This is a genomic window from Sporosarcina newyorkensis (assembly GCF_900167515.1).
GTDB classification, from domain to species: domain Bacteria; phylum Bacillota; class Bacilli; order Bacillales_A; family Planococcaceae; genus Sporosarcina; species Sporosarcina newyorkensis.
In genome coordinates this window covers 56,994-83,379 of sequence record NZ_FUYJ01000003.1, presented here as the reverse complement: position 1 = coordinate 83,379, position 26,386 = coordinate 56,994, and the positions used below count along the sequence as shown (strand labels likewise).

General features: G+C 43.5%; 19 protein-coding genes and 1 tRNA gene. 16 read left to right on the top strand and 4 right to left on the bottom strand.

The window, feature by feature from the left end; all coding sequences use genetic code 11:
- The first annotated feature begins 673 nt into the window (after nt 1–673).
- The 7 genes from B5D59_RS07105 to B5D59_RS07075 all read left to right on the top strand — a co-directional run bounded on the left by B5D59_RS07105 (nt 674) and on the right by B5D59_RS07075 (nt 11,956).
- Nucleotides 674–1,204 (top strand): sigma-70 family RNA polymerase sigma factor, encoded by a 531-nt coding sequence (locus B5D59_RS07105; protein ID WP_078817426.1) that lies wholly within the window; start codon nt 674–676, stop codon nt 1,202–1,204.
- Entirely contained in the window at nt 1,197–1,832 is a 636-nt protein-coding gene (locus tag B5D59_RS07100) for a hypothetical protein (RefSeq protein WP_078817425.1), read from the top strand. The genes B5D59_RS07105 and B5D59_RS07100 overlap by 8 nt, the downstream gene beginning before the upstream one ends.
- A 272-nt stretch (nt 1,833–2,104) precedes the next feature.
- Entirely contained in the window at nt 2,105–2,674 is a 570-nt protein-coding gene (locus B5D59_RS07095) for a TetR/AcrR family transcriptional regulator (RefSeq protein WP_078817424.1), read from the top strand.
- A 76-nt stretch (nt 2,675–2,750) separates the two neighbouring features.
- The gene (locus B5D59_RS07090) at nt 2,751–4,961 is read left to right on the top strand and encodes a YhgE/Pip domain-containing protein (RefSeq protein ID WP_245799474.1); all 2,211 of its coding nucleotides are present in this window, start codon (nt 2,751–2,753) and stop codon (nt 4,959–4,961) included.
- Between the two features lie 460 nt (nt 4,962–5,421).
- Nucleotides 5,422–5,715, top strand: coding sequence for a hypothetical protein (locus tag B5D59_RS07085; protein WP_078817423.1), 294 nt, complete (start codon nt 5,422–5,424; stop codon nt 5,713–5,715).
- A 478-nt stretch (nt 5,716–6,193) separates the two neighbouring features.
- Complete coding sequence (locus tag B5D59_RS07080; protein ID WP_078817422.1) at nt 6,194–9,196, top strand: DPP IV N-terminal domain-containing protein; 3,003 nt, start codon at nt 6,194–6,196, stop codon at nt 9,194–9,196.
- A gap of 657 nt (nt 9,197–9,853) precedes the next feature.
- On the top strand, nt 9,854–11,956 hold the full coding sequence (locus tag B5D59_RS07075; RefSeq protein ID WP_078817421.1) for a beta-propeller domain-containing protein: 2,103 nt from the start codon (nt 9,854–9,856) through the stop codon (nt 11,954–11,956).
- 122 nt (nt 11,957–12,078) lie between these two features.
- Here the strand turns inward: B5D59_RS07075 and B5D59_RS07070 are convergent, their stop codons facing one another.
- Nucleotides 12,079–13,731 (bottom strand): sensor domain-containing protein, encoded by a 1,653-nt coding sequence (locus tag B5D59_RS07070; RefSeq protein ID WP_078817420.1) that lies wholly within the window; start codon nt 13,729–13,731, stop codon nt 12,079–12,081.
- A 134-nt stretch (nt 13,732–13,865) separates the two neighbouring features.
- Here B5D59_RS07070 and B5D59_RS07065 point away from each other — a divergent pair, with 134 nt between their 5' ends.
- From B5D59_RS07065 to B5D59_RS07055, 3 genes are all read left to right on the top strand, one after another.
- Nucleotides 13,866–14,813 carry a DMT family transporter gene (locus B5D59_RS07065; RefSeq protein ID WP_009766297.1) on the top strand — a complete coding sequence of 316 codons (948 nt, stop codon included), beginning with the start codon at nt 13,866–13,868 and terminating at the stop codon, nt 14,811–14,813.
- Between the two features lie 81 nt (nt 14,814–14,894).
- Nucleotides 14,895–16,613: an ABC transporter ATP-binding protein gene (locus B5D59_RS07060; protein WP_078817419.1), complete on the top strand. Its 1,719-nt coding sequence runs from the start codon at nt 14,895–14,897 to the stop codon at nt 16,611–16,613.
- Nucleotides 16,610–18,427: an ABC transporter ATP-binding protein gene (locus tag B5D59_RS07055; RefSeq protein WP_078817418.1), complete on the top strand. Its 1,818-nt coding sequence runs from the start codon at nt 16,610–16,612 to the stop codon at nt 18,425–18,427. The genes B5D59_RS07060 and B5D59_RS07055 overlap by 4 nt, the downstream gene beginning before the upstream one ends.
- 659 nt (nt 18,428–19,086) lie before the next feature.
- Here B5D59_RS07055 and B5D59_RS07050 read toward each other — a convergent pair.
- Nucleotides 19,087–19,545, bottom strand: coding sequence for a YusW family protein (locus tag B5D59_RS07050; RefSeq protein WP_078817417.1), 459 nt, complete (start codon nt 19,543–19,545; stop codon nt 19,087–19,089).
- Nucleotides 19,546–19,654: 109 nt separating this feature from the next.
- Nucleotides 19,655–20,671 (bottom strand): DUF2804 domain-containing protein, encoded by a 1,017-nt coding sequence (locus tag B5D59_RS07045; protein WP_078817416.1) that lies wholly within the window; start codon nt 20,669–20,671, stop codon nt 19,655–19,657.
- A gap of 73 nt (nt 20,672–20,744) precedes the next feature.
- Here B5D59_RS07045 and B5D59_RS07040 point away from each other — a divergent pair.
- From B5D59_RS07040 to B5D59_RS07015, 6 genes are all read left to right on the top strand, one after another.
- Nucleotides 20,745–20,817 (top strand) — tRNA-Ala (locus B5D59_RS07040).
- Between the two features lie 329 nt (nt 20,818–21,146).
- Nucleotides 21,147–21,971: a transporter substrate-binding domain-containing protein gene (locus B5D59_RS07035; RefSeq protein ID WP_078817415.1), complete on the top strand. Its 825-nt coding sequence runs from the start codon at nt 21,147–21,149 to the stop codon at nt 21,969–21,971.
- 1 nt (nt 21,972) lies between these two features.
- Nucleotides 21,973–22,638, top strand: a complete 666-nt coding sequence (locus B5D59_RS07030; RefSeq protein WP_078817414.1) for an amino acid ABC transporter permease — start codon at nt 21,973–21,975, stop codon at nt 22,636–22,638.
- Between the two features lie 28 nt (nt 22,639–22,666).
- The gene (locus B5D59_RS07025; RefSeq protein ID WP_078817413.1) at nt 22,667–23,395 is read left to right on the top strand and encodes an amino acid ABC transporter ATP-binding protein; all 729 of its coding nucleotides are present in this window, start codon (nt 22,667–22,669) and stop codon (nt 23,393–23,395) included.
- A gap of 45 nt (nt 23,396–23,440) precedes the next feature.
- Complete coding sequence (locus tag B5D59_RS07020) at nt 23,441–23,926, top strand: amidase domain-containing protein (protein WP_078817412.1); 486 nt, start codon at nt 23,441–23,443, stop codon at nt 23,924–23,926.
- 107 nt (nt 23,927–24,033) lie between these two features.
- Entirely contained in the window at nt 24,034–24,627 is a 594-nt protein-coding gene (locus tag B5D59_RS07015; protein WP_078817411.1) for a nitroreductase family protein, read from the top strand.
- A gap of 215 nt (nt 24,628–24,842) precedes the next feature.
- Here the strand turns inward: B5D59_RS07015 and B5D59_RS07010 are convergent, their stop codons facing one another.
- Nucleotides 24,843–26,225, bottom strand: coding sequence for a dipeptidase (locus B5D59_RS07010; RefSeq protein WP_078817410.1), 1,383 nt, complete (start codon nt 26,223–26,225; stop codon nt 24,843–24,845).
- Nucleotides 26,226–26,386: the final 161 nt, after the last annotated feature.

Here is a 26,386-nt window from a genome sequence, read left to right as displayed (position 1 = left end):
TATAGTAGGGGGGAATAAACCGGCATCAATAGTTTATACATATCAATTATAAACCGAGGGGCTGTCCAGTCTCTCAAATAAAGCGGACAGAGCTGCATAAGAAGTGAATTTGTAATGTGCTATATTGGAATTGCTTCAACTAAAAGATGAGATCTTTCCGAAATCGAGGAACGATTGCAGAAAATTTTAGGATGAAAATAATCAAACTTTTTCAAGGAGATCTTTACTTCTTCATTCGATTCCTCGACATAACCCTTCAGTTTTAGAAACCCAAAACTGCTTGACCTTTAACGAAATTGTGAGACCATATTTCATTTGAATCAGGAACATTTCGCATCAATAATCTGGCTCGTTTGTTGAAGAGCTATCAATATCATAGTACCATATTTACCCGTTTATTAGGCATCAAAAAAGTGCTACGTGCTAAATGTTTCTACTACACGTTATGGTCCGATACGACATAAAAGAGATCGTCAATGACGATCTCCTGTTGTTCGATTAATCTAGCTTATATAATGTTATATATTATATGAAGGATGCTGATGTATCAAGAGAAACATGTTAACTCTTTACTTTTAATAAAACCGTTTACTGCTCTTCTTTTTTAATTGTAAACAAAGATGGGTCAAACCAATCCCGACAATCGTCTAATGAATGAAGGGGGACAAAATACATGATTAATGATGACGGAGAACTCGACAAAAGAGCGTTGCTGGACTCATTCATCCGTGATTACGGCGATGATCTGAAACGCATAGCCTACCTGTACTTGAACGACTTGGCGGAAAGTGAAGACGTTGTCCAAGAAGTTTTGATCAAAAGCTATCATCAGCTCGATCAATTCCGTCATGACTGTACTTATAAAACATGGCTCATCCGAATGACCATCAACCAATGCAAAGACTTCACCAAACGCTGGAGCTTCCGTAATATCTTCTACCGGCAAGAACTGGATGAAGTCCATGATCAAAACCTAACGGAAAACCTATACATAGAACAGGAATCGTCCTATGAAATGAGTCAGCAACTTGCGAAACTGCCAGCTAAATACAAAGAAGTCCTCATTCTATTTTATTACGAAGAATTGACGATGAAGGAAATTAGTGAAGTACTGCAGATCAACCACAACACCGTAAAATCACGATTGCTAAGAGGAAAAAAAGCCTTGAAAGACAAACTCGAAAGGAGTGATTGGATTGGATGAATTCGACCGTAAAATCTCAAGAGAAATGAAGCAAAGAGTACAAGGGATTTCATTGACGGATCAAGGAAAAGAACAAGTGCAAAGGGAGATTAGGCGTCCGTCCGACAAAACCAGAAAAAGAAGCTACTTCACCTGGACCGTAGCCGTTGCAGCCGCCGCATTGTTTTTGTTTCTGACAATACCGTTGTTGCAGCAATCAATATCAGAACAAGACTCTGGATCACCACTGCCAGACGATTTCTATGATGGGATGGAAAAATTGGAACTCAATGTGCTAGAGGAAAAGAAACTAGATGACGGCACTACTGAATATATGATCGAGGTAAACAATGGTACGAAGCGAAATATCCGACAGGCTGTCGTATCCATCAGCTTCGATATAAAATTAGAAAACGGTATAGCAGGAAATCCGTTTAAGCAATCTTGGGGAATCCCGCAAGACATAGAAGCAGGACAAAAAATTACGATACCGATGATCACGGACGCCGGCATATTTAAAGAAGTTCATGTCAATACCAGCTCCGCCACCCTCGATTTGGTGGGTTACTTGGATGAATTAAAACCAGAAAATATCTTTAGTGCGCACCAATCAAACAGTTCTATTAATGGTGAAGGAAACGTTGAATAAAAGTGATCAAGACTAATGAATTGCCAATGACTGCTTTTTGGAATAATCTCAGCTGACAAGTTGCTGTCCTGACACCGATTCTCATTTTGGTCAACGCCAGGCTGTTGGAAAAGTAAGCCCAGTTTTTTGAAATTCAATCATTAATCAAAAGGTATTTAACAATGTTACAAAAAAACTTTTCAAACCCCTTGCATCTTCTCGCAATCCAGTGTAATATAATGACCTAGTGACCATAAACGTTTTACGGTCAATGAGCGAGGCGAGGTGAAGAAGTGGATCGCAGACAGGAAATCTTACTTGCAGCAGAAAAATCATTCTCACTATTCGGCTACAAAGCCACCACCATGGACCAAGTCGCAAAAATTGCCAATGTCGGAAAAGGAACCATCTATACATTCTTCTCGAACAAAGAAGAATTGTTCCAAGCCATCGTCAGGCAAATGGTTGAAGAAATGCGGCGAGTGTCCGAAGAAAGTACAATAGCAGGCGCTTCATTTGAAGTAAATGCCCATGCGCGGCTCATGCAACTGCTAAAATTCAGAGAAACTCATCAGCTGTATGTTAAGCTGATTGAAGAAGAAAAAGAATTGCGGACACCGATGGTCAGCGAAGTACTGGCATCTATAGAGGAAGAAATCATCGAATTCGTCCGACAGAAAATTGAGCGAGGAATTTCAAAAGGAGAGCTCAAGCCGTGTAACAGCGAACTGGTCGCTTACTTGTTATTCAAATCCTATCTGGCACTCGTCGTGGATTGGTCGAAAACCCATGATCGACAGCTGTCAGAAGAAGAAATCGCACAGTTATTAAGCGATACGATTTTTTCAAGTCTCTTAGTTTGAGACTTTTATTTTTACAACGCAATGACCGTTTGAACCTTATAGTCAATTGGTCCGAAGTGAAATTGGAGGAAAACTAATGAAGAAAAGTATGACATTTGCTGAATGGAAGCAATTATTGCGCACACGCAAAATGATTGTGCCGATGATTGCAATCTTATTTATTCCTGTATTGTATGCTGGGATGTTCCTATGGGCATTTTGGGATCCGTATGACCACATGGACCAATTGCCGGTTGCGGTCGTCAATTTGGACGAGGGCGCTGAAATGGATGGAGAACAGCTCGAAATAGGGAAGGAACTAACGGATAAGTTAGTGGACAGTAAGGAGTTCAACTTTCAAAGCGTGACAAAAGAACGTGCGGAGAAAGGGTTAAAAGGACAGGATTATTACATTACGATTGAAATCCCTGAAAACTTCTCTGAACACGCAACCACTTTATTAGAAGAAGAACCGCAGAAATTAAATCTACTTTATAAACCGAATGAAGGCTTCAACTTCTTATCTGCCCAAATCGGTGAAACAGCGATGGACCGTATCAAAGCGGAAGTAAATGAGCAAGTAGCTTCGACGTACGCAGAAAAGCTTTTCGATTCCATCAATGAAATGGGCGAAGGTTTTGGCGAAGCAGCAGACGGCGCAGGAGAATTACATGACGGTGCAAAGAAATTGGCAGACGGTACAGACGACCTCAAAGGCTATCTTGAGCAACTCGCGTCAAGCAGTATTGCACTGTCCGATGGTTCGACTAAATTAGCGCAAGGTGCAAATACAGCCGCAAAGGGTGCAAATGATCTATCAAAAGGTCTGGGCACATTATCGGCGGGGGCAAGTGATCTGCAAAACGGCGCAAACGAAGCGGCAGCAGGCGCTTCGAGCTTAAAAGCAGGTATTGGAGAATATACGGCAGGCGTTGATAAATTGGCTGCCAGCTATTCGCAAATCGGAGCAAAAGAGAAGGAATTTGCAGGCAGTATTGGTACTCTAGCCGATAAATCAGGCAGCCTGAAAAATGCTTCCGATCAGTTAGCGGCAGGTTCTCAAAGTGTTCATGCGGGAATCAATCAGTTATCGGACCAACTAGGACCAATTTTAGCTCAACTGCCGGATGAACAAAAAGCAGCTTTGCAGGCAGCACTAGGTGAGTTAAAGCAAGGAAGTGCTCAAGTTGCGGGTGGAATAGGCGAGTTATCAGCAGGAGCAGCTGGCCTTCAGCAAGGTGCTTCACAATTAAACGGTGCAGCTGGTCAATTACAAGGTGCACATGCGGAAGCACTTGCTGGATTGAAAAAGCTTCAAGGCAATTCTGCGAAGTTAGTGGAAGGTTCAAATGCTCTGGCTAACGGCAACAGTCAATTGGCAGCAGGATCTAAGCAGTTGGTTGGCGGCGTGCAAAGCGCAGCAGCAGGTTCTAAAGAATTAGCCAATGGTTTGAATGAATTGACAACAGGTGCAGGAACGATGCAGCAAGGAACAGGCACGCTCGTCTCCAAATCCAAAGACTTGGCAGAAGGTTCCGGAAAACTCGCTTCAGGTGCTACGGAACTAAACGAAGGAACAGCAACATTACAAGAAAAACTAGCTGAAGCCAATGAAACAGCGGGTGAAGTGAATCCGACAGACAAGACATACAATATGGCGGCTTCACCTGTTGATGTGGAACAGCAAAGCATTAACAAAGTACCAAATTACGGAACAGGTTTCGCACCATACTTCCTTTCATTAGGATTGTTTGTAGGTGCATTGCTTGTGTCGATCGTCTTCCCATTAGTGGAACCAGCGACTCCGCCGACAGGTGCATTAGGTTGGTTTACGAGTAAAGTGTCCGTCTTGGCGATCGTCGGATTGATTCAAGCGTTACTCGCAGTCGCTGTCGTTAAATATTGGCTCGGTATGGAAGCGGTCAATACGCCGATGTTCATATTGACTGCAATCATCACAAGTTACACATTCATAGCTCTCGTCCAAGTACTCGTTTCCATCATGTCGGATGCAGGACGTTTCGTAGCGATCTTAATCTTGATTTTGCAATTGACAACGAGCGCTGGAACATTCCCATTAGAATTAATTCCAGAGCCACTAAAAATCTTCAACACATTATTGCCGATGACATATTCTGTCCAGGCATTTAAAGCGACGATCTCCACTGGAGACATGGCGCATTTATGGGCAAACAACGGCGTTCTGATCGGCTTCATGGTCGTGTGCCTAGCATTGACATTTGGCTATTTCGCACTCGTCTTCAAGAAGCGTTATTCAGGAAAAGCAGCAACAACAGTAGAAGCGTAAGAGAGTTTGCATTGTCCTAAAGGGATTGTCCAGGAAGTCATGAAACATGACTTCCTGGGCAGTCCTTTTTTATTTTGCTTCAAATTAAGTTAAGGATGTCCTATTGGAATTACTGTGAAAGGTTCGTTCCTTTATAAGAACTTGAGTAGTTGGATGAATATGATAGTATTGGTGTAATATATTGGTAGATTCGGCAATCGGGCCAGCTTGTTTAACGGCATTTTTAGTATCCCGGATTATACAGGAGGTGGAAAATAGTATTAACTAGTCGAACTATCGGGATATTGATTTCGAGAAATTTAATCTTATAGAGGTGTTCAGAAAACAAAAGAGGTGGCTGGGAGGTAAGCGGGATTTACATGATGTGGAAAGCAAAGAGCCTGAGGTTCCGGTTGATGATGTATGCTAATAATAAATTTAATACTTGATGAAACTTATTAAACATTGAAAGAGGTTAAAGATGATTATTAAAATAATAATGAAATTTATACTTAAGATTATTGGTTTTTTGTTAGTAATTTTGGGACAAGGTTTAATATTACTCACAACAATTTCAGGCTGTTTAATGAATCTTATTACTGGATTTTTATTTCTTATGGCAATCATACTTAGTTTTTCAGATTTGACGGTGAGTCAAAAAATCTTTTTCTGGGTTATAGCTATAATTTCCGGTGCCATTTCAACTAACATTTATACAATACCTGAACGACTGGTAAGTACAGGCACACATTTAATTAATTTTGATTTTAATTAAATGGTCTAAAAGCTAAAAATTACTGGTCAATAAAAATATCTAAAGCGCTTTATAGTTATTTTGGTGACGACAATTTTTTAAACTGAGAATATCTATACATTACAAAATTTAGACATGACTCTGACAATTTAATAATGTACAAAGAGAGCAGTCTTCTGATCGAAAAATCGGTCGGAAGGCTTCTTTTTTGTAAAAAGAGTTTGGCTACCAAGTCTTTAAGCAATTCGGAAGCACTTCTGATTTATTTCGAGACCTAGTGCCTACCCTTAAAGTAGTATAACGCTTAAAGATGGCAAGTGAGGGGGGCTCTTAATCCTATGTCACTCGAGATTTTTATTAATCCAATATGTGGTAAGTAGTGCCTAGATTAAAAAATAGGGAACAATAATTTTTGAAAATTTGTTAAAGTGTACACAATTCGAAAAAGGAGGTTGCTTTAAGTATAGGAAAACCAATAATTAGGAGGGGGTTCTTTTTTATGAGGAAGTGGACAAGATACTTTATTTTATCTGTATTAATTACTGTATTAACATTCAGTCAAATTCACATGGGAGTTGCGGCAGAGGAGACAAATAACTCCAAGAATAAAACAATTAGAGTCAAGGAAGGGACGAATATGAGTGTTGCAGTCTCCCCTGACGGCAAAAGTCTAGTGATCGAATTGCAGGGTGGGTTATGGTCGCTTTCCGGGAAAGGCGGGGAAGCGAAGAGAATATCAGATAACCTTGACGACCCATCTGTACCTGACTGGTCACCGGATGGAAGTAAAATCGCTTATCAATCATATAGAAGCGGCAACTATCACATTTGGACAATGAATCCGGATGGTTCAGAAAAAGAGCAGCTGACGACAGGCATTTATGACCATCGGGAACCAAGCTACTCTCCGGACGGTTCGCGTGTAGCCTTTTCAGCAGACCGTGACGGTAGCTACGATATTTGGGTATTGGATTTAAAAACAGAGGAACTTACTCAATGGACCGATAGCCCGGAAGAAGAATTCTATCCTACGTGGTCACCGGATGGAAAAGAAATTGCCTTTGTTGTCGGCGGAGATAGTAACGGGAAGCGCATTGATGTGGTGAATGAAAATAACGAACGCCGCACGATTACAACAGTGGAAGATGGGAAAGTTTTATCTCCATCTTGGTCGCCAAATGGAAAAGATATAGCTTATGTATTGCAAGTAGACAGTAGAAGTGAACTGATCATTGACGGTGAAAATGTAACTGGAGGGGAGGATGTATTCCCGTTCCCGGTGAAATGGACCTCGGGCGACGAGATGATCTATACAGCGGACGGAAAAATTAAACAGCGCAATTTAAATGAACAAGAAAGCCGATCCATCCCTTTTGAAGCAGAGATTCCAATTGATCAGCCGGAATACAATCATAAAAAGTACGACTTTGATTCTAAGAAGCCGATGCCTGTTACGGGGATTGTTGACCCGGAGTTATCTCCAGATGGAAAGACGATCGCCTTTGTAGCATTAAATGATCTCTGGTTACTCGAAGTTGGCAAGAACAAGCCTAAGCAATTAACTAATGATTCATACTTCGAAGCAAATCCAGATTGGTCACCAGACGGTACGAAGCTAGCCTATTCTTCTGATAAAGCCGGATCGGAGGATATATACATTTTGGACGTGAAGACCGGTAACGAACAAAGGCTAACATCGGAAGCCGGGGCAGAAGTGGCTGCATCATGGTCACCGGATGGAAAGAAAATCGCGTTCCAAGATCAAGAGGGTGCAACGTATATTATCACTATCGAAACTGGCGAGATTGAACAAATTCTTAAACCTATGTGGGAGCCGGGGCATCCAACGTGGGGACCGGAAGGAAAAACGATTGCGATTGCAGCTTTAAAGCAATTTTCTAATAGATTCAGAGAAGGGCTGAGTCAAATTTTGACGGTAGACCTGGAAACAGGGGAACAGACATATGTAGATCCTGCAAAATCTAAATCGTTGAGTAACCGTTCGAATTCAGGTCCCGTTTGGTCACCGGACGGAAAGCATATGGCCTTTATTATTGAAAGCACGCTTTGGGTCATGCCGGTAGATCAAAAGGGTAATCCAATGGGACAAGCCCGAAAAATAACCGAAGAAGTAGCTGAGTCACCTAGCTGGAGCGGAGATTCGAAAACGTTGTTATACGTGTCGAATGGCGAATTACGGACCATTCAAATGAATGGTGACGCTCCAAAGAAAGTACCGTTCAAAATGACTTGGAAAGCTGACCAGCCGAATGGCATTACAGTGATCCATGCAGGCAAGTTATGGGACGGTGAAAGCAAAGAACTCAAGCACAATATGGACATCATTGTACAAGGAAACCGCATCAAAGAAATTAAACCTCATGAAAAACCTCACCACGGCAACAACTTCATCGATGCAAGTGATCAAACAGTCATTCCAGGGTTATGGGATGCCCATGTCCATCAGGCACTTGAATCGGCCTTTCTAGGATCAAGACAAGGAAGACAATTATTATCCTTTGGTATTACGAGCACCGTCTCAATGGGAGAACCGGCCTATTTAGCACTTGAAGACAGGGAAGCAAGCGCTTCAGGAGCACGTGTCGCTCCACGGTTCTTTGCATCAGGAGAACCAATTGATGGTTCACGTGTTTACTATAATTTTATGAGACCGACTACCAGTGAAGATCAATTAATCAATCTGGAGCTTAAGAGGGCGGAAGAATTGAATTATGATATCCTAAAAACGTATGTGAGAATGCCGTTTAATTATCAAACGATCGCGATTAATTACGGACATGAACTGGGAATTCCTACTTTCTCACATTATTTCTATCCATCCATTGGCTTCGGTCAGGACGGAACATCTCATGTTTCAGCAACGCAACGTTTAGGTTTTTCCCGTTCACAAAGCTTCACGAAACTTTCATATGAAGATGTCACCAAACTGGCTGCGGAATCGGGAATGGCTGTTACTTCAACTCTTTTCTCATCAAAAACGTTACTTGAATTCGATCCAGCTTTACTTTCAGATCCTAGAGTTAAAACATTGTATACACCATATCAATACGAAGCAATCACCAAACATTACAGTAATGCTACAACGACTGACCAGACCGTAACTAGAACCGGATTAGAGAGAGAGGTATCCTTGCTGAAAGACATCATGGATGCTGGAGGAACGATACTGGGCGGAACGGATATGCCGCTAGATAATGTTGCGGTGAGTCTTCATTTAAACATTCGCGCCATGGTTCGTTATGGCATGACTCCTTATGAGGCATTGCGGACAGTAACATACCTCCCTGCGAAGAGGTTCGGAGCGGAAGATGACCTTGGAACGATTGAATCAGGGAAATTAGCAGATTTAGTTTTCGTAGATGGAGACCCTCTTCAAAATATTGATGATGCTGCTAATGTTCAAATGGTCATGAAAAACGGGAAAGTGTATTTGATGGATAACCTTTTGGAGCCGTATAAGAATACAGATGAAACGAATTAATATGTTTTAATTATGATGGACGGCAATTATCCGATTTCAGCGGATAATTGCCGTTTTTGTTAAAACCCAATCCTACACCGAACCCACTTCGGCGCTTGCGGATGACTCCCGCGATGAAGCCAGTCAGGAAGGGCGCCTTTCTGTCTCATCACTCCGCCTACCGCTTGTAAGGCGCCTACGTTTAGTAAGTGAAAGCACTATGAATATCTATTTGCACTTTGGATTCTGACTAATAAGTTGGCTGCTGTAGTATCTTCTATATTTAAACACTACTCTCATTAATTTGTACGTACAAGCGAAGCCGCAACTGCGAGGTCGGCCGAAGCCATGAGTAAGCTAGCGCCCTTTGCTAGTTGTCTCATGGCGGGAGGCAATCCCACAGCGGCGCAGCGGTGATAGTGTACAACCCCGCACCCTTTCTTGGACACACTGAAATTCGAGCAACGTGACAACAAAAGTGTAACGTCATTGAAGTCACTTCGGCATTTGCGAATACCACTTACCACACTTATTTTCTATACCACACTAGCGATGGTGCCGCTACGGCATCCGTGATGAAGAATATTTACAAGGTACTTCACTCCGTCTTATTTCCACTCGATCTGTAACCAAATCAGAAAAATTCAGTCTACTCCAATAACAACAAGTGGAGAGAGGATGAATAAAATGAACAAGAGCAGATGGATCGTGACGTTTATAGCTGTCGGTGGAGTTGGTGTGCTCATGCTGGCAAGTTTCTTTTTCTGGCCGAAAGTAAATACCACTTCCGCCCGATCGGCACTTGCCGACCAGCCGATGACGGTGTATTTCACGGCACCGGTCAAACCAAGTGTGGAGGCATCAGAGTTTTACGTGACCGACCGTAATGGGAAAAAAATTTCTGCTGAGCTGTCTTACGGAAGCGGGAGGACCTCTTTGAAAGTGGAAGCGCTGCAGCCTGGAGACTATGAACTGCATGTGCCGAATAACAGTTTCAGAGGCTGGAAAAGAACAATGGACTCCACGTTTTCATTCGCTGTGATCGAGTCCGTCCTGCCTGTCGGATCCATTAAAGAGATTGAAACATTCTTTAGGCAAGCAGAGCAACAAACTAACAATTTTATGCAAAGTGATGACCAAGTGGAGTCTTCTTCGGAAGACAAGGCGTCTAGCCAAGGTGGTGCTGCTTATTCTCAAACGAATCAGCAAGTTGAGGGTGTGGATGAAGCGGATCTTGTGAAAACGGATGGTAAATTCATTTACGATATCACGAACTACGAGCAGTTGATCATTACCGATATCCGTAAACCGAGGAAGCTAGTGAATGCCAGCATCACGGGCTTTGACGGGACATTTTATCCAAGAGAACTATATGTAGACGACAATCTTCTCGTAGTCATCGGCAGCAAGCAGCACGATCAACCTGTTACCGCTGATGAAGCGAAACGGATGATGCCGACACAAGAGTTATCCGTGATTCGGGTGTACGATGTGACGGACCGAAAGCAGCCGAAGCTAATTCGTGAAACAGGAGCGGAAGGCTATATCATAGGGACACGAAAAATTGGCCGGCATGTGTATATGGTGACGAATAATCGTCCGATGTATTGGATTCAGAACGATTTGCCTGAGGGTGAAGAGTTGTTGCCAAAGGTGTTTGACTCCGCGGACGACCATTCGGTGCAGCCAATGAAGATCGATCAAGTCTCCATTTTGCCAGGTGCAATGGAACCGTCGTATTCTGTTATCACAGCACTCGATATTCATTCGGGTGACAAGAGTGGTGTCGAGACGAAGGCCTATCTTGGCAGCGGCGAACAACTCTATATGTCGAAGGATCATGTCTATTTGATAGCCACTCTCTATGGAAACCAAGCTACGCAAGGAAACAGCGAAGTCTTCAAATTTAGGCTGAATGGAACGGCCATCAATTTCTTGCAGGCAGCGCAAATGAGAGGCACCATCTTGAACCAGTTTTCCATGGATGAATATAACGGATACTTTCGAGCGGTCACAACGGAAGGCAATCTCTGGGATGAGAAAAACATCGCGAAAAACCATTTATTCATCTTAGATAACCAAATGAAGCAAGTTGGATCTGTTGAAAATCTTGCGAAAAATGAAAGGATTTATTCGGCACGGTTCATGGGGGATAAAGCCTATATGGTGACATTCCGTGAAACAGATCCTTTATTTGTGATGGACGTTGAAGACCCGCAGAACCCTGAAGTGCTCGGTGAATTAAAGATCCCCGGATTCAGCAACTATTTACATCCATTGGACGAAAGGCATTTGCTTGGGTTCGGTTACGAAACAGTAGCCAAGAAAAATCCTCAAGGTGGCGAGCCGATCATTCAAACACAAGGTATGAAGATTTCATTGTTTGATGTCACGGACTTCGCGAATCCGAAAGAAAAGGCAACTGAAATCATTGGCGGTCAAGGTACGTATTCACCTGTCCAACATGATCATCACGCTTTGTTTTTACATCCGGCAAGGAATTTGTACGGATTTCCGGTTACGATCTATCGGGAAGTCAAAGGTGAAAATTTCTTGAATTCTGAAAAGGCTGGGGCGATGATTTACGAAATATCGGCAGACAAAGGAATTATTGAAAAAGCCGACCTGACGGAAAAATTTTCAAACGATTATGTGGATTGGGAAAAAGAGGTTCAGCGCCTGCTTTACAGCGGAGACACCGTTTACACGATTGCTGCAAATGAAATAAAAAGCTATTCATTGGATGATTTTACGTTGTTAGATGAATTGGAAAAGGAATGAAAAGGTTGTCTTTTCGCAATTCGTCCATTAAGCTTTAAGTAGCAGTACCAATTAAAATTTGCACGAAAAAAATGGAGCCCTTTCTTTATGAAAGGAGCTCCATCTCATTTGGTCAAAAACAGTTATTTGATTTCAATCTGCTCTGCAGGTACCGGCTTTCCTATAAAATGACCTTGGACCGCGTCGATGCCCATTTCTTTCAGCAATTCGAATTGCTGTTCATTGCGCACGCCTTCTGCGATCGTATACAAATTCATTGTCTTAGAGAATTGAATCATACCTTCGATCAATTGTTGTGTTTTCGAATTGCTTAGTAAAGTGTCGATGAACACGCGATCAAATTTAATGCTTGTGATCGGCAAGTGCTGTAAATAGCGTAGAGACGCATAGCCTGAGCCGAAATCATCAAGCGTAAATTGCAGACCGAGGCTTTGGAGTTCCGACATTTGGGTAATCACAGATTGTTCTTCTTCTGCCTTAAGCGCGAACTTCTCCGTGAACTCTAAAGAGACTTTATTTGCCGGACAGCCTGTTTCATTTAAGATAGAGAGTAGACGGTTTTTCCACTGTGGATTTAGGGATTCTCGAATGGAAGAGTTGATCGAGATGTTCATTTCTGTGCCGGCGCGATGCCATTTCGTCGCAAACGTCATCGCTTCTTCTGCCACAAATGCACCAACTTCTTCGATCAAGCCATTCTCTTCCGCAATAGGAATTAACTCGTCCGGACTGATGACACCCAGCTCTTCATCTTCCCAACGGATTAACGCTTCATAGCAATTAATGCTGTTGCTTTTGATATCGAGTTGGGGCTGATAGGCGACTTGTAACGTATTACGGTCCAATGCAGTGTACATTTTTCGATCGATTTCTAAACGACGATTCAGAATTTTATGGGATTCAGCAGACAACGAAGCAATTCGTCCTCCGCCTTGGCTGATGACATCATCGGCAGCAGTTATGGCCACTTTGTATAGCTGCATATACGTTTGTTGATCTTCCGGATACCGAACGATACCGCCGCTAACCGAAAGCGTCTGTGCATTGTGACTCAAGTAAATCGGTTGTTGTTTCAAGAAGTCATACAAACCTTGTATGTACCAATCACCGAAAGCGGTCAGCACGACAAAACTATTCGTATCAATGCGTGCCACTGGGCTGTCTTGGAAGTATCGCTTCAGACGGTTGGTGAACTCTTGAATTAGCTCTGTCTCAAATTCTGGGGATTGCTGCTCTTTCATAGAGAAATAATGGTCGATCGTCAAATAAACGAATGAGAAATGCTGGCCTAGTTTAATCGATTCATTCACAACTTGCTCTAGTTTATGCCGGCTCATTAGACCGGTCTCTATATCAATAAACGCGATTTCACTTAATTTTTCTTGCAGACGGATATCTTCTGTAATATCCAGCTCTACGAAGAGGGTGGATTGCAGTTCTCCGTCTTCTGACATGGTAGGGACGGCGAGCGTGTTAACATAAAATGGTTCGCCTCCGCGAGTCATTTTTTCCACTTTTCCGGACCATGACTTTCCGGATAACAGACAATCCCAAATCGAGTTGACGGTTTGTTGGTTCTTCGGATCATCTGAGAACATTTGCCAAATGGATTTCCCAATAATTCGTTTAGGTGTCCAGCCACTGATCGTCAGATAGTTTTGGTTTGCATAGGTTATTAGTCCCTCACTGTCTGTATGAGTGACTAACTGAAATTTATCGAGACTATTGACTAATGAGGTTTGTTCTTTAGTTTCCGGGAAGTTAATTGTATTCATTAGTGAATGCTCCTTTCCGATTCTACTATATAACTATTATAGTATAAAAATCATCTATGTCTATATAGTATGTATGAACTTTATACTATAAATTATGATGGATAGTTGATTTCTTTCATTAGGGGGAATGGTTTATGATGCGATTGAAAGGGATAATGATGATTATTGTCGGTTCCATGTTGTGGGGGGCTACAGGACCCATGATGGAATGGATTTTGCATAATAGTGATATTTCCGTTTCCATGCTGCTGATTCTGCGTTTGATGATTGCCGGCGCTGCTCTCCTCTTCTTATTGAAAGCTAAAGGGGTGCAAGTGGGACGGCCAATGAGGCAAAAGCTTTGGTTACGCAAAATGGTCATGTTCGGTGTCTTTGGCATGCTGGGTGTTCAGTTCGGCTTCGTCCAGACAATTGCGCATAGTGACGCGGTCGTGGCCACGCTTTTTCAATTCGTCGCGCCGGTCTACATCATCATTTTACTCTCCGCTGCACAGAGGTCCTTTCCTCCTGCGGGCCAAGTGATCGGCATGGTTGTAGCTTTATTCGGTTTATATCTACTGCTGACGAATGGCTCGTTTTCCAGTATTACATTGAATACGGAAGCGATTATTTGGGGAGTAGTAGTTGGATTTGCCTTTACGTTCTATACGTTGTATCCAGTCGTTTTAATGGCTGAATGGGGTGTATTGCTGGTCGTGGGCTGGGGGATGTTCATCGGCGGGGTAGTGTTGTTTATCATCAATCTCCCGTCCTTTTTAATGAATCTTTCCTTGCTGTTAGATGGTCCGATGATGGGAATGTTGCTACTTGTCACCATCATGGGAACGCTCGCCTTCATCCTGTTTTTACAAAGCATGACGTTCATCACTCCTGTAGAGACAAGTGTACTGTCTTGTTTCGAACCGCTCACAGCAATGGTAGTCTCGGTCCTTTGGCTTGGCCAAATGATGGGAGGGTGGCAAATAAGCGGCGCCATAATCATGTTGCTCGGTGTAGTTTGGTTATCCATAGGCGGTGACAGTAAGAAAAAAACTGTGCCGCCGCCAGAGCCGGTAGTGCCGTATGAGCCGTATGATATGTAGCGTCTTCATCTGTACACCCCGCGATTGAATATGACATAATAAAATAAATGAAATACAGTTGGGGAGTAAGAGGTGGAACAGATGAAGACGGTTTTTCGTTTTGCGTTACCTTATAAATGGTCTATGATGATCGCTATATTCCTAATGCTTTTGGAATTGGCAGTCGAACTGATCCAACCTTTGCTGATCGGTAAAATTATAGATGAAGGCATCATGCAGGAAGACCTCGGCGCTGTCGGACTATGGGGAGCTGTCATGATGGGCCTTGCCTTCGTTGCGCTCTTTTCAGGAGTCGTCAACTCCTATTTCGCTTCACATGCGGCGCAGAGCTTTGGGTTTGACTTGCGTCAGGCGTTATTTAAAAGAGTGCAGACAATGTCGCTCACTGCTTTTTTACGCTTTCCGACATCCAGCCTTATCACCCGACTGACGAGCGATGTGACACTTGTGCAAAATGCATTGTTCATGGGGCTGCGCATCATGGCGAGGGCTCCTCTGATGGTGTTCGGAAGTCTTGCCATGGCGTTCGTTGTCAATCCGAAGTTAGCCATTTTTTTATTGGCAGGAGCGCCATTTTTAGCGATTTTTCTGGTCATCATGGCCCGCAAAGGAGTGCGGCTCTTTGGAATAGTCCAACGTCGTCTTGATTCGGTCAATCGATTGGTACAAGAAAACTTGCAGGCAGTTCGGCTGATTAAGGCCTATTTGCGTGGCGCATTCGAAACGAGTCGTTTTTCAAAAGCTGCTGGAGACTTGAAGAAAGACAGTGTCCATGCAATGCGCTTAATGGAATTGATTTTGCCTGTATTGTTGTTTATTATGAATGCCAGTTTCATGGCGGTGCTTTGGTTCGGAGCGGATGAAGTAGGAAATTCCGGAATGCCTGTAGGAGACGTTGTGGCGATTGTCAACTATGCGATGCGCATGACGAGTGCATTTTCCATGTTCTCCTTTTTGATTGTGATCTTTTCGCGCGCTAAAGCATCTTCTGAGAGAATGGAAGAATTGTTGACGACGGACGATCAGCTGGAGGTGCTTGAAGCCACGGATAATTCATACGATGGTGCTTCCGCAGTACGTTTTGAACAGGTTTCATTCCGCTATCCCGATACGAATGAATATGTACTGCAAGATATATCTTTTGAAGTGAGACCAGGTGAAAAGCTTGTGATTATGGGCGCGACAGGTTCCGGTAAATCTACACTGTTGCAGTTGATACCGCGGATGTTCCAGGCGACAAATGGTACTATTTTGGTCGGCGGCAAGAAAATAGGGGAGTGGCAGCTTGATACGTTGCGGAAGATGATTGGCTATGTACCTCAGCAATCTATGTTGTTTACCGGGACAATCATTGACAATCTAGCGTGGGGTAAGCAAGGAGCTAGTCTGGAGGAAGTGGAGGAAGCTGCGAAGAAAGCACAAATCCACCAATCGATCATGCGGTTTACCGATGGTTATCACACACGAGTCGGACAGAAAGGCGTCAATTTATCCGGAGGTCAGAAACAGCGTCTGTCAATTGCTCGTGCGTTGATTCGGAAACCATCGATTTTGATTTTAGACGATAGCACCAGTGCGTTGGATGTGAAAACGGAAGCGGCGTTGTGGGAAGCTCTCGCGGAGGAAAATACGACGATGTTCATTGTTACGCAAAAGATTCAGACCGCACAAATTGCAGATTCGGTGTTATTGCTTTCAGATGGAAAAATCGTCGGTCATGGGACGCATGATGAACTGCTGAATTCTTCCTCTTTCTACCGGAAAATCGTGCAGTCGCAACAGGCGGAAGGGGTGGAATGATGGTGAAGCCTTTTACCAAGCCATTTGGCTATGAACCGATTATCGGTAAGGATGATTTAAGTAAATCCAGTCGTAAAAAAGTTCAGAAGGCAGGCGATTGGAAATCGGTACTCTTGCGTATTTGGCGATTAATCGATCAACAACGCGGTCTGCTCATTGCCGTATTGTTTCTTGTTTTCGCCAGTTCTGCTCTAGCTTTGGTCGGTCCCTTGATGATCGGGAATATTATTGATCGCTACATCATTCCGAAGAAAGTGGATGGTTTGGGAATGCAAATCGGCTGGTTGCTTACTGTTTATGCCAGTTTTTCCGTTGCGACGTACTTGCAGAACTACTGGATGGTCGGTATTGCTCAACAAACGGTTTATCGGATGCGGACTCACTTATTCGGTCAGCTGCAGAAGTTGCCCATTCGCTTTTTCGATAAACGACAGCATGGCGAATTGATGAGTCGTATGACCAATGACATTGAAAGTGTCAGTCAGACCTTGAACTCTTCGCTTATCCAAGTGTTTTCGAGTGTATTGACATTGGTCGGTACGGTGTCCATTATGCTCTATTTAAGTCCGTTATTGACGTTGCTGACGATGATTATTGTGCCGTTGATGTTTCTTGCGATGCGCTGGATCACAAGAAGGACAGGTATTTTATTCAAAGAGCAGCAGCGGGCGATTGGTGAGTTGAATGGAATGATCGAAGAAACTGTATCAGGTCAACGTGTAGTCAAAGCATTTTCTCGAGAGCAGAATGTCATTGACGAATTCGCTGAAAAAAGTGAGCGTTTAAAATTGGCTGGGTTTTGGGCTCAGACGTATTCGGGATTCATTCCGAAAGTGATGAACACGCTGAATAATATGTCGTTTGCCATCGTGGCCGGTGTGGGCGGCTTGCTTGCGGTGACAGGGTACGGCGGTGTAACGGTAGGGACAATTGTTATTTTCAGCGAATACGCGAGACAGTTCACAAGACCTCTCAATGATTTAGCCAATCAATTCAATACCGTGTTATCTGCAGTCGCAGGAGCGGAACGTGTCTTTGCAATTATGGACGAGCCAGTAGAGAAGGATGAGGTCGCTGAACAAACTTACACGCTTCAAGGAGATGTTGAGTTCCGCGACGTAACATTTGGCTACGATGAGGAAGTGATTCTCAATTCGATTAACTTTCACGTCAAACCAGGCGAAACGGCCGCTTTTGTCGGAGCAACCGGAGCTGGCAAGACGACGATCATGCAGTTGCTTTCTCGATTTTATGAAGTGGATGGCGGACAGATCTTGCTGGATGGCGTGCCGATCGATCAGCTGCCGCGGCAATCTGTGCGCAGTCAGATGGCATTCGTTTTACAAGATCCATTTTTATTCGAAGCAACTGTGCGGGAGAATATTCGCTATGGACAGTTGGATGCAACCGATGAAGAAGTGGAAGAAGCCGCAAAGCAGGCGAATGCGCATGCGTTCATCAGCAATTTGCCTAAAGGCTATGATACGGTGTTGACTGCAGGAGGAGAAGAAATTTCCCAAGGTCAGAAACAACTGCTTTCCATTGCCCGCGCGTTGGTGGCAGATCCAAAGTTATTACTATTGGATGAAGCCACCAGCAGTATCGATACTGTGACAGAACTAGCGATACAAGAGGCGCTGGAACGCTTGACTACAGGCCGGACTAGCTTCATCATCGCTCATCGCTTGAACACGATCCGTAAAGCAGACAGGATCTATGTGCTGGCGGACGGAGAAATCATGGAATCAGGCAGCCATGCGGAGTTACTCGAACGCAAAGGAATGTTCTACGACATGCTGGAAAATATAGATTGAATGCAAAAAAGCCATCTGTTCGCTGTTATATCAGGGATAAATGATGTGAGTTCTTATCCAAAAGTTGTGAAGGGTAAAGGCACCGTTGATCTATGTTCCAGGCGGACGCTTTCCGCGGGGCGCGCGGTGAGCCTCCTCGTCGCTACCGCTCCTGCGGGGTCTCACCTGTCGCGCTAATCCCGCAGGAGTCGCCGCCTTCCACTACGATCAACTAGCGTATTTCCCTGAAGTTAGTGAGTCGATTGCTTAATATGAATAGTTGTAAATACATGAACCAACGTCCAAGTATATGCACAGATTTTTTCAATCCAAAGAAACGAAAACTCATACTACATACAGTGAGTTCGCTATGTATAACAGTTCACATTATAGGGATTGAAGCGAAAGACGGGCGAAAAGCAAGGATTTTGCTCCCAACGCTTTGCTTATGCTCGCAAAAGCCGTTCTTCGTGACGGCTTTTCCTGAGGGATTTAGCTCGAATGATGAGACCCCGGACTGAGCGAAGCGAAGGAAGCGGCTTATCCACGTCCCACGGAAAGCGTCTCGTCTGTATCGTAAGCCAATGTACTACTCATGGTTTTTGGATTCCAACTTATTATTTTGATGTTTATCCATAAATTAAGCCATCGATCCAATGAAGGATCGATGGCTTTTTGTGTTATTTCTTCTCTTCAATGTCTAGCGATTTATTATCTGTATACTTCACGTCTAGTTCGAACTCATCATAATCATCAAGTCCGTACCATTTCAAAATTCTCTCGATTGCTTCTTCTTTTGTCGTATCACTGTCTAGCAGAACTTCCATAAACATCTTGTGCATACTATCAATTGCATCGTTGCCTTCTTTGTTCACTTCCTGAAACTCATTGATGTATTCCGCATCGGAAGGTTTGACGTCTTCATAATCGACTTCAATCTTCTTGCCGTCTTTCTTGATCGACAAATCGAAGTCTGTGAAACCGTAACCGTCCCCTGTGTTAATGGAACTGCCTTTATCTTCATCTTCGTAACCGATTGTCGGATCGTCATTATTAGGTGCCTCTTTTTTCGAAGAACAGCCTCCCAAAATTAAAACTGATGAAAAACCCACAATTGATACCATTCGTAAAAATGACATGAGCGCCACCCTTTCAAAGTTCATAGTACTTATATTATGACCTGAAAAGGCTGGAGCTAAACCACAAATTCAAGGTATGAAGAGAATAGAGTATGCCTAAATGCCTGGATTATCGATCTGTGCGCTGTAAAATGGAACCGAGCATTTGTCTGATCGGCAATATTTGATCATTCGGCAGACGAATCTTTCCGTGATAATAACCAACCATTTGATTAACTGACATCTTGCGAATACAATAACGATCAAGTGTATGTTGCTGGAAGAATGGTTTGAATGTTAAGTTGACATCATTTGAAAATTTTGATTGAATACGCCAAGGATTTAAGGGGTTTTCAATATTTCTTTCAAATAATACATCTTCGTGGATCTTATACATTGTCCCTTCCACAAACACTGCATTTTCTGTTAAGCCTGTGCCGTCTGTCCAGCCTCCGCCTAGATTCAAGCCCACTCGTTTTCCGCCTGTCCGTTGGGATGCCATCGCCCAGCTCCAATCCGTCATACTGCTCCAAACACCTCGGCCATAATCATGGACCGCGAAGCTGTAATAGGGATTGAAATCGTATCGTCGATCGCCAATTTTTACAAAGCCACCGGTAGGTAAAATGGCGTGTTTGGAAGTAAAATGGAAAATGTCGCGACTTTTTGGAATGACGACATTCAATGATTCATCTTTTTCAGGATGGATGATGTGCAGATCTGCATGCAACGTTTCGTTGTCGAAGTCAGGAATAGTGACAGACAGATGCGTTTCACCTTGCATGTGGACGAACTGAACAGTAAGTTGGTCATGAATGAACTTGATGCTGTTCAAAGGTTCTTCGGGCATTTTGACACGTCTACCCAGTGGCAAGGTCAGATACTTTTCATAGAATCGCTGGGTTTCGTAATCTAGTATGTAAATTTGACAAATAGCTTTATGGTCCAGATGAACAATTGACGTAGAAAATAATAAATCTTCTCCATAAATACACCAATAATTCCACCTTTTCTTTTTCATAAACTGCCCTTTGAGATTACTGATTACTAAAGGACTTCGGGCAAATCCAATTGACTCAGGATTGAGAAGACCCTTTGAATCGCATAATACCACGGATTCGGTCAGTTCTCTTTCTGCATGCTGCATCTGTCCTACCACCTTTCTTGCCTATTGTCTTTTCATCGAACACTTGCTATACTCTATATTGTATCAGAAACGAGGGGCATTAGCTCAGCTGGGAGAGCGTTGCGCTGGCAGTGCAAAGGTCAGGGGTTCGAGCCCCCTATGCTCCATATATAGAATAGCAGATGGCAGTTCTTGAAGAATTTCTTCGGGAACTGCCATTTTTTAATGATAAATAAATTCTGTTCTTACCCGATAAATCCTCAAAAATTAGAGAATTTATGATTATTTTATAATAGCTATTGTATATTTATTCACCGTGTTGTATATTAAGTATACTAAAAGACATCGGTAGCAGGCTATAGCCAATTGAGTTAAAAAAATATTCATTGCACTATGAATATACTATTCAAACAGCTGTAGACAGCTCTCTTCCAATAACTTATAATTATTTTAATTTAGAAGATTGACATCACTTTAAAGAAAGAAGGGGAAACGAATGAAAAAGACAGTTTCGGCACTTTTACTCATTCTCGTATTAATTATTGCAGGCTGTAGTAATAATGACGGAGGTGGAGCAGGCACAACAGAGAAATCCACCTTAAAGAACATCCAGGACAAGAAGAAACTGGTGGTCGGGATCGCACCGGGTTATTTCCCTTTTGAGATGAAGAGCACAGAGGGCGGTTATGTAGGGTATGACATCGACTTGGCAAATGCAGTTGGTGAATGGTTGAAAGTTGACGTGGAGTTTAAACAATTCGTATTTGACGGCTTAGTACCAGCGCTCCAAACCGGAGAAGTAGATATGGTCATCGCAGGGATGACGATTCGAGGAGACCGTGCACTGGCGGTCGGTATGTCGGATCCTTACTACAAAACAGGTCAGGCGATCATGGTTCCAGCTGCCAATAAAGATGTTAAGTCTTGGGAAGAGCTGGACGTAAAAGGAAAGAAAATTGCAGTGGGCGTAGGAACAACAGGTGCGTTACTGGCGAAATCTCAATTCAAAAATGCTGAAGTCGTGGACTTTGAAGATTTCCCTTTAGCTGCTACAGCAATGGGTTCAGGACAAGCTGACGCAGTCGTTTACGATGAGCCGGCTATCGCGGTATGGCGCTTGGAGCATGAAGGACAAGTACATCAGGTAGAAGGTTTGCTTTCTGCTGAAAATCTGGGGATTGCTGTGAAGAAAAATGATTTTGAAACATTGCAATGGTTGAATTCATTTTTGCATGGCTACATCGATAGCCCGGAAGAATTGGAATCCAGAACGCGCTGGTTTGAAGAAAGTGACTGGCTGACGAAGGTTACGGAAGATTAATATGGGAAGCTATGATTATGACTTCAGTGTCATCTCTCAAAACAAGGATATTTTTATTGAAGGGACATTAAAGACGCTTGAAATTTCAGCGATTGCTTTACTTCTTGCTATTCCGATCGGTATTATATTCGGAATGGGCAGGATCTCCAGGAATAAATTTATCCGTCTAATTTCTTCAGCTTATGTAGAAGTCATGCGTGGCGTGCCGCTGTTAGTTTTACTGATTTGGATTTTCTTTGTATTAGGCCAATTTTTGAAGTTAGGCTCCTATTGGGGGGCCATCATCGGTTTGGCAATTTTTACAGGAGCCTTCATTGCGGAAATCGTTCGTTCCGGAATTCAAGGTGTGCCGAAAGGTCAAATGGAAGCGGCCCGTTCTTCGGGTATGAGTTATTGGCAGGCTATGCGGCTCATCGTTTTGCCACAGGCATTCCGTCGAGTTCTTCCACCGCTTGCTTCACAATTTATCATGCTCATTAAAGACTCTTCACTAATTTCTGTAATTGGTGCAACGGAATTGACGTTGAATGCGAAAAACCTGGTCTCTACCACATTCCGTTCAATCGAAGTATGGACATTCGTTGGTTTTGTCTATTTTGCTATGACATTTACACTGTCCATGATTATCCGTGTTATTGAAAAACGACTTTTTTCGAGGGAAAATTGATGATTGCCGATGTGAAGGAGTGCCGTAAATGATTGCTGTAAAAAATGTCAATAAAACATTTGGTACGAATCAAGTGCTGACTGATGTTTCGTTGGAAGTGCCTAAATCCCATGTAGTGGCGATTATCGGTCCGAGTGGTGCAGGCAAATCCACGTTGATTCGTACAATTAATGCGTTAGAACCAATCGATAATGGAGAAATCATTGTAGATGGGATCTCCATCCATGATAAAAAAGTAGATATTAATAAAGCGCGATCGGAAATTGGGTTTGTGTTTCAAAGCTTTAATCTCTATCCATTCCTGACTGCACTTCAAAATGTGACGTTAGCTCCAATAAACGTCAAGGGGCTGAGTAAAGGAGAGGCGGAGAAGAGAGGGAAAGAACTTCTGACTTCATTAGGTTTGGGTGACAAATTTGATGCGTACCCAAATAGACTGTCTGGCGGGCAGCAACAGAGAGTAGCGATTGCTCGAGCGTTAGCAATGGAACCTCGGGTGATGTTGTTTGATGAACCGACATCTGCACTGGATCCTGAAATGGTTACGGAAGTGCTGGATGCAATTCGTAAGCTGGCAGAAGATGGGATGACGATGGTGGTGGTGACCCATGAAATGGGATTCGCGAAAGAGATCTGTGATGAAATCATTTTCATGGCAGAAGGAAAAGTCGTGGAACAAGCATCACCTGACAAGTTTTTCTCAAACCCTAACACAGAGCGTGCCCGGAACTTTTTGTCTAAAGTATTAAATCATTAATGAGCTGCCCTTTCTTGTCATATAGTTTGGCAAGGAGGGGTTTTTTTGTATGATCGATTAGCGGCTGTCCGATATGCAGATAAATGGTGGAATAGCAGAAATCCTGCTTTTCCGATCGTGGAGGATGATTGCACGAATTATATATCGCAGTGTTTATTGGCAGGCGGTGCACCGATGCATGGCTATCCGAACCGTGAAAAAGGATGGTGGATGCGCAATGGGACGTGGAGTTTCAGTTTCACCGTCGCCCATTCATTGCGCTGGTATTTAGCCACTTCTAAAAAAGGATTGACAGCTACGCAAGTCGGTTCGGCGGAAGAGCTCGGACTCGGTGACGTCATCGCCTATGACTTCCAGGGCGATGGGCGATTTGATCATTCGACCATCGTCACAGCTAAAGATGGCAGGATACCGCTTGTCAATGCCCATACTTATAATGCATATCACCGAACGTGGGATTATAAAGATTCTTATGCCTATTCGCCCAATGCCACGTATATTTTCTTCAAAATTAACGACAACTTTTCTTGAGTCACGGTCGTTGAATCGAAGTGTTTTCGCTTAGCCTCTAGTAACAACCTATATAGTTGGGGTATACTTGTAGCTAAATACTTTACTTACAAAGGAGAAGGTTGAGTTTGAATGAACAAGCATTATCGGTAAGAGAAGCCATTATCTCAAGGCGTTCGATCAAAAGCTTTAACGGACAGCCAATCGAACCTGAAATTATACCAGAAATTATAGAAGATGCCGTTTGGGCACCGAACCATGGAAACCGGAATCCTTGGCGCTTAGTTGTAGCAGCAGGCGAGCAATATGAGCAAATTCTGGACGTGTTGAAAGAATTCGGCGTGGCGAACTGGAAGCAGCTTTCGGATGAAGACTTAGAAAAGCAAATGAAAAAGTTTACGTCTGCCAGTGCAGCCGTTTTTGTTATCGTGCCTGAAGACGCTCGTCAAAAAGAGCGTCTAGAGGATTACGCGGCAGCTAGCATGTTGATTCAAAACATTCAATTGCTGGCATGGGATAAGGGAATCGGGACATGCTGGAAGACACCAGGCTTCCTGGACAACCCGAAATTCCGTGAACGCTTAGGTATACACCCCGGTGAACGAATCATCAGCATGCTCCAATTCGGCTATTTCGACGCAGCTCCCAAAGCCAACCCGCGCAAGCCTGTCGAAGAAATCATCACGTATTTCGGCGACAGTGAAGAAGGTTCAGTGGAATAAACAAAAACAGGCTGCCCTCGTATTGTTGAGGACAGCCTGTTTTGACTTGTAGGCAAAATACAGAAATAGTTGGTCTGGATAGTGCCAGAGGGAAAAATAAAGCAAAATAATATAGGCTGATTGTCCGGGGATTTACGCTCCAGATGGAACGCAGATCAACGATGCTTTTACCGCTTACCGCTTACCGCTTCCTTTAATTACAGCTCGCTATTACTTCAAAGCCCAAGCTTTTCAACTTCTCCATAATAAGTGCTGATCACGCGCAAGCCCTTGTCGAAGTTTTCCAAATGAAAATGTTCATTCGGTGCATGGAAGTTTTCTGTATCGAGACCGAAGCCCATCAAAACGACAGGCAAGTTAAGAATTTCATCAAAAGCAGCTACGATCGGAATGGAACCGCCGCCACGGGTATAAACAGTCGGTACGCCATACACTTGTTCATAAGCTCTTCCTGCTGCTTGAATTACCTCGTGGTCATAAGGCGTCAAATAAGGTTTTCCTTTATCGAAATCGGTCACCGTCACCGTACAACCGACAGGCTCATGTTTTTTGATATGCGCGCGCAACTTAGCGACAATATCATCAGGATCTTGATCGGGTACTAATCGGCAAGTGATTTTTGCCCCTGCCTCCGACGGCAGAACCGTTTTGATTCCTTCTCCTGAAAATCCACCGAATACGCCATTGACTTCTAATGTAGGACGAGCCCACGTACGTTCCGTATAAGAATAGCCGGGTTCGCCGGTAAGCTCCTTCACGCCGACTTCCTTTTTAATCGCTTCCTTATCGAAGTCTAAAGCTGCCCATGCAGAACGCTCTTCGTCTGTCAGATCTCGAACTTGATCATAAAAACCATCAATCGCAATCGTACCTTCTTTGTCTCGGAACGAAGCCAAGATTTCAACTAAGGCGTGAATTGGATTTTGTACACCTCCGCCGTACAATCCTGAATGAAGATCTCCTTTAGGACCTTTCACATCGACTTGTACGCCGGCTAAGCCGCGCAGTCCGTAGCAAATGGCAGGTTGTCCGGGCCCGTACATACCTGTGTCGGAAATGACGATCAAATCAGCAGCCAGCTTGTTCTGATTTTCCCGAATATACGCTTCGAGGCTAGGGCTTCCGATTTCTTCTTCGCCTTCAATGATGAGCTTAACGTTAACAGGAAGCTTTCCATCTAATTTCATCAGGGCCTCGATCGCTTTCACATGCATAAACACTTGCCCTTTGTCATCACTCGCACCGCGTGCATACAATTTATTATCACGGATGGATGGCTCAAACGGTGGTGTTTCCCATAAATGAAGGGGATCGACAGGTTGTACATCATAGTGGCCATAGATCAGAATAGTTGGCTGATTTTCCGCATGCAGCCAGTCGGCATAGACGACAGGCTGCCCGGCTGTTTCCTCAATTGACACATTCTCAAGACCTGTGTCTTTAAAAGCGCTTGCCAACCATTCAGCAGCCCTTTGCATATCCGGTTGATGTTCCGATAAAGCACTAATGCTTGGAATTTCCAAAAATGCTTTCAGTTCTTCCATGTGACGCTCACGGTTTTCTGTGAAATAGTGATCCAATGTTTGTAATGTGCTCATGTGAAGCCCTCATTTCTGTACGTATTTTATATTCCACAGTATAGCAGAATTTCATGAACGATAAGGTTTAGACGCTTAGTAAGAAGGGAAACGATGTGTAAAAGTGGGTGTGCAGGTCTGTTTCGAATTAACGGATCGTTTTGACTTTGTGCTATACTATT

What these genes read in the sequence shown, in the direction of transcription:
- B5D59_RS07070 (WP_078817420.1), bottom strand. Translation starts at nt 13,731, where the DNA reads ATGAATACAATTAACTTCCCGGAAACTAAAGAACAAACCTCATTAGTC.
- B5D59_RS07025 (WP_078817413.1), top strand. Translation starts at nt 22,667, where the DNA reads ATGATTGCTGTAAAAAATGTCAATAAAACATTTGGTACGAATCAAGTG.
- B5D59_RS07080 (WP_078817422.1), top strand. Translation starts at nt 6,194, where the DNA reads ATGAGGAAGTGGACAAGATACTTTATTTTATCTGTATTAATTACTGTA.
- B5D59_RS07085 (WP_078817423.1), top strand. Translation starts at nt 5,422, where the DNA reads ATGATTATTAAAATAATAATGAAATTTATACTTAAGATTATTGGTTTT.
- B5D59_RS07065 (WP_009766297.1), top strand. Translation starts at nt 13,866, where the DNA reads ATGATGCGATTGAAAGGGATAATGATGATTATTGTCGGTTCCATGTTG.
- B5D59_RS07045 (WP_078817416.1), bottom strand. Translation starts at nt 20,671, where the DNA reads ATGCAGCATGCAGAAAGAGAACTGACCGAATCCGTGGTATTATGCGAT.
- B5D59_RS07105 (WP_078817426.1), top strand. Translation starts at nt 674, where the DNA reads ATGATTAATGATGACGGAGAACTCGACAAAAGAGCGTTGCTGGACTCA.
- B5D59_RS07010 (WP_078817410.1), bottom strand. Translation starts at nt 26,225, where the DNA reads ATGAGCACATTACAAACATTGGATCACTATTTCACAGAAAACCGTGAG.
- B5D59_RS07090 (WP_245799474.1), top strand. Translation starts at nt 2,751, where the DNA reads ATGAAGAAAAGTATGACATTTGCTGAATGGAAGCAATTATTGCGCACA.
- B5D59_RS07055 (WP_078817418.1), top strand. Translation starts at nt 16,610, where the DNA reads ATGATGGTGAAGCCTTTTACCAAGCCATTTGGCTATGAACCGATTATC.
- B5D59_RS07050 (WP_078817417.1), bottom strand. Translation starts at nt 19,545, where the DNA reads ATGTCATTTTTACGAATGGTATCAATTGTGGGTTTTTCATCAGTTTTA.
- B5D59_RS07030 (WP_078817414.1), top strand. Translation starts at nt 21,973, where the DNA reads ATGGGAAGCTATGATTATGACTTCAGTGTCATCTCTCAAAACAAGGAT.
- B5D59_RS07060 (WP_078817419.1), top strand. Translation starts at nt 14,895, where the DNA reads ATGAAGACGGTTTTTCGTTTTGCGTTACCTTATAAATGGTCTATGATG.
- B5D59_RS07075 (WP_078817421.1), top strand. Translation starts at nt 9,854, where the DNA reads ATGAATAAAATGAACAAGAGCAGATGGATCGTGACGTTTATAGCTGTC.
- B5D59_RS07035 (WP_078817415.1), top strand. Translation starts at nt 21,147, where the DNA reads ATGAAAAAGACAGTTTCGGCACTTTTACTCATTCTCGTATTAATTATT.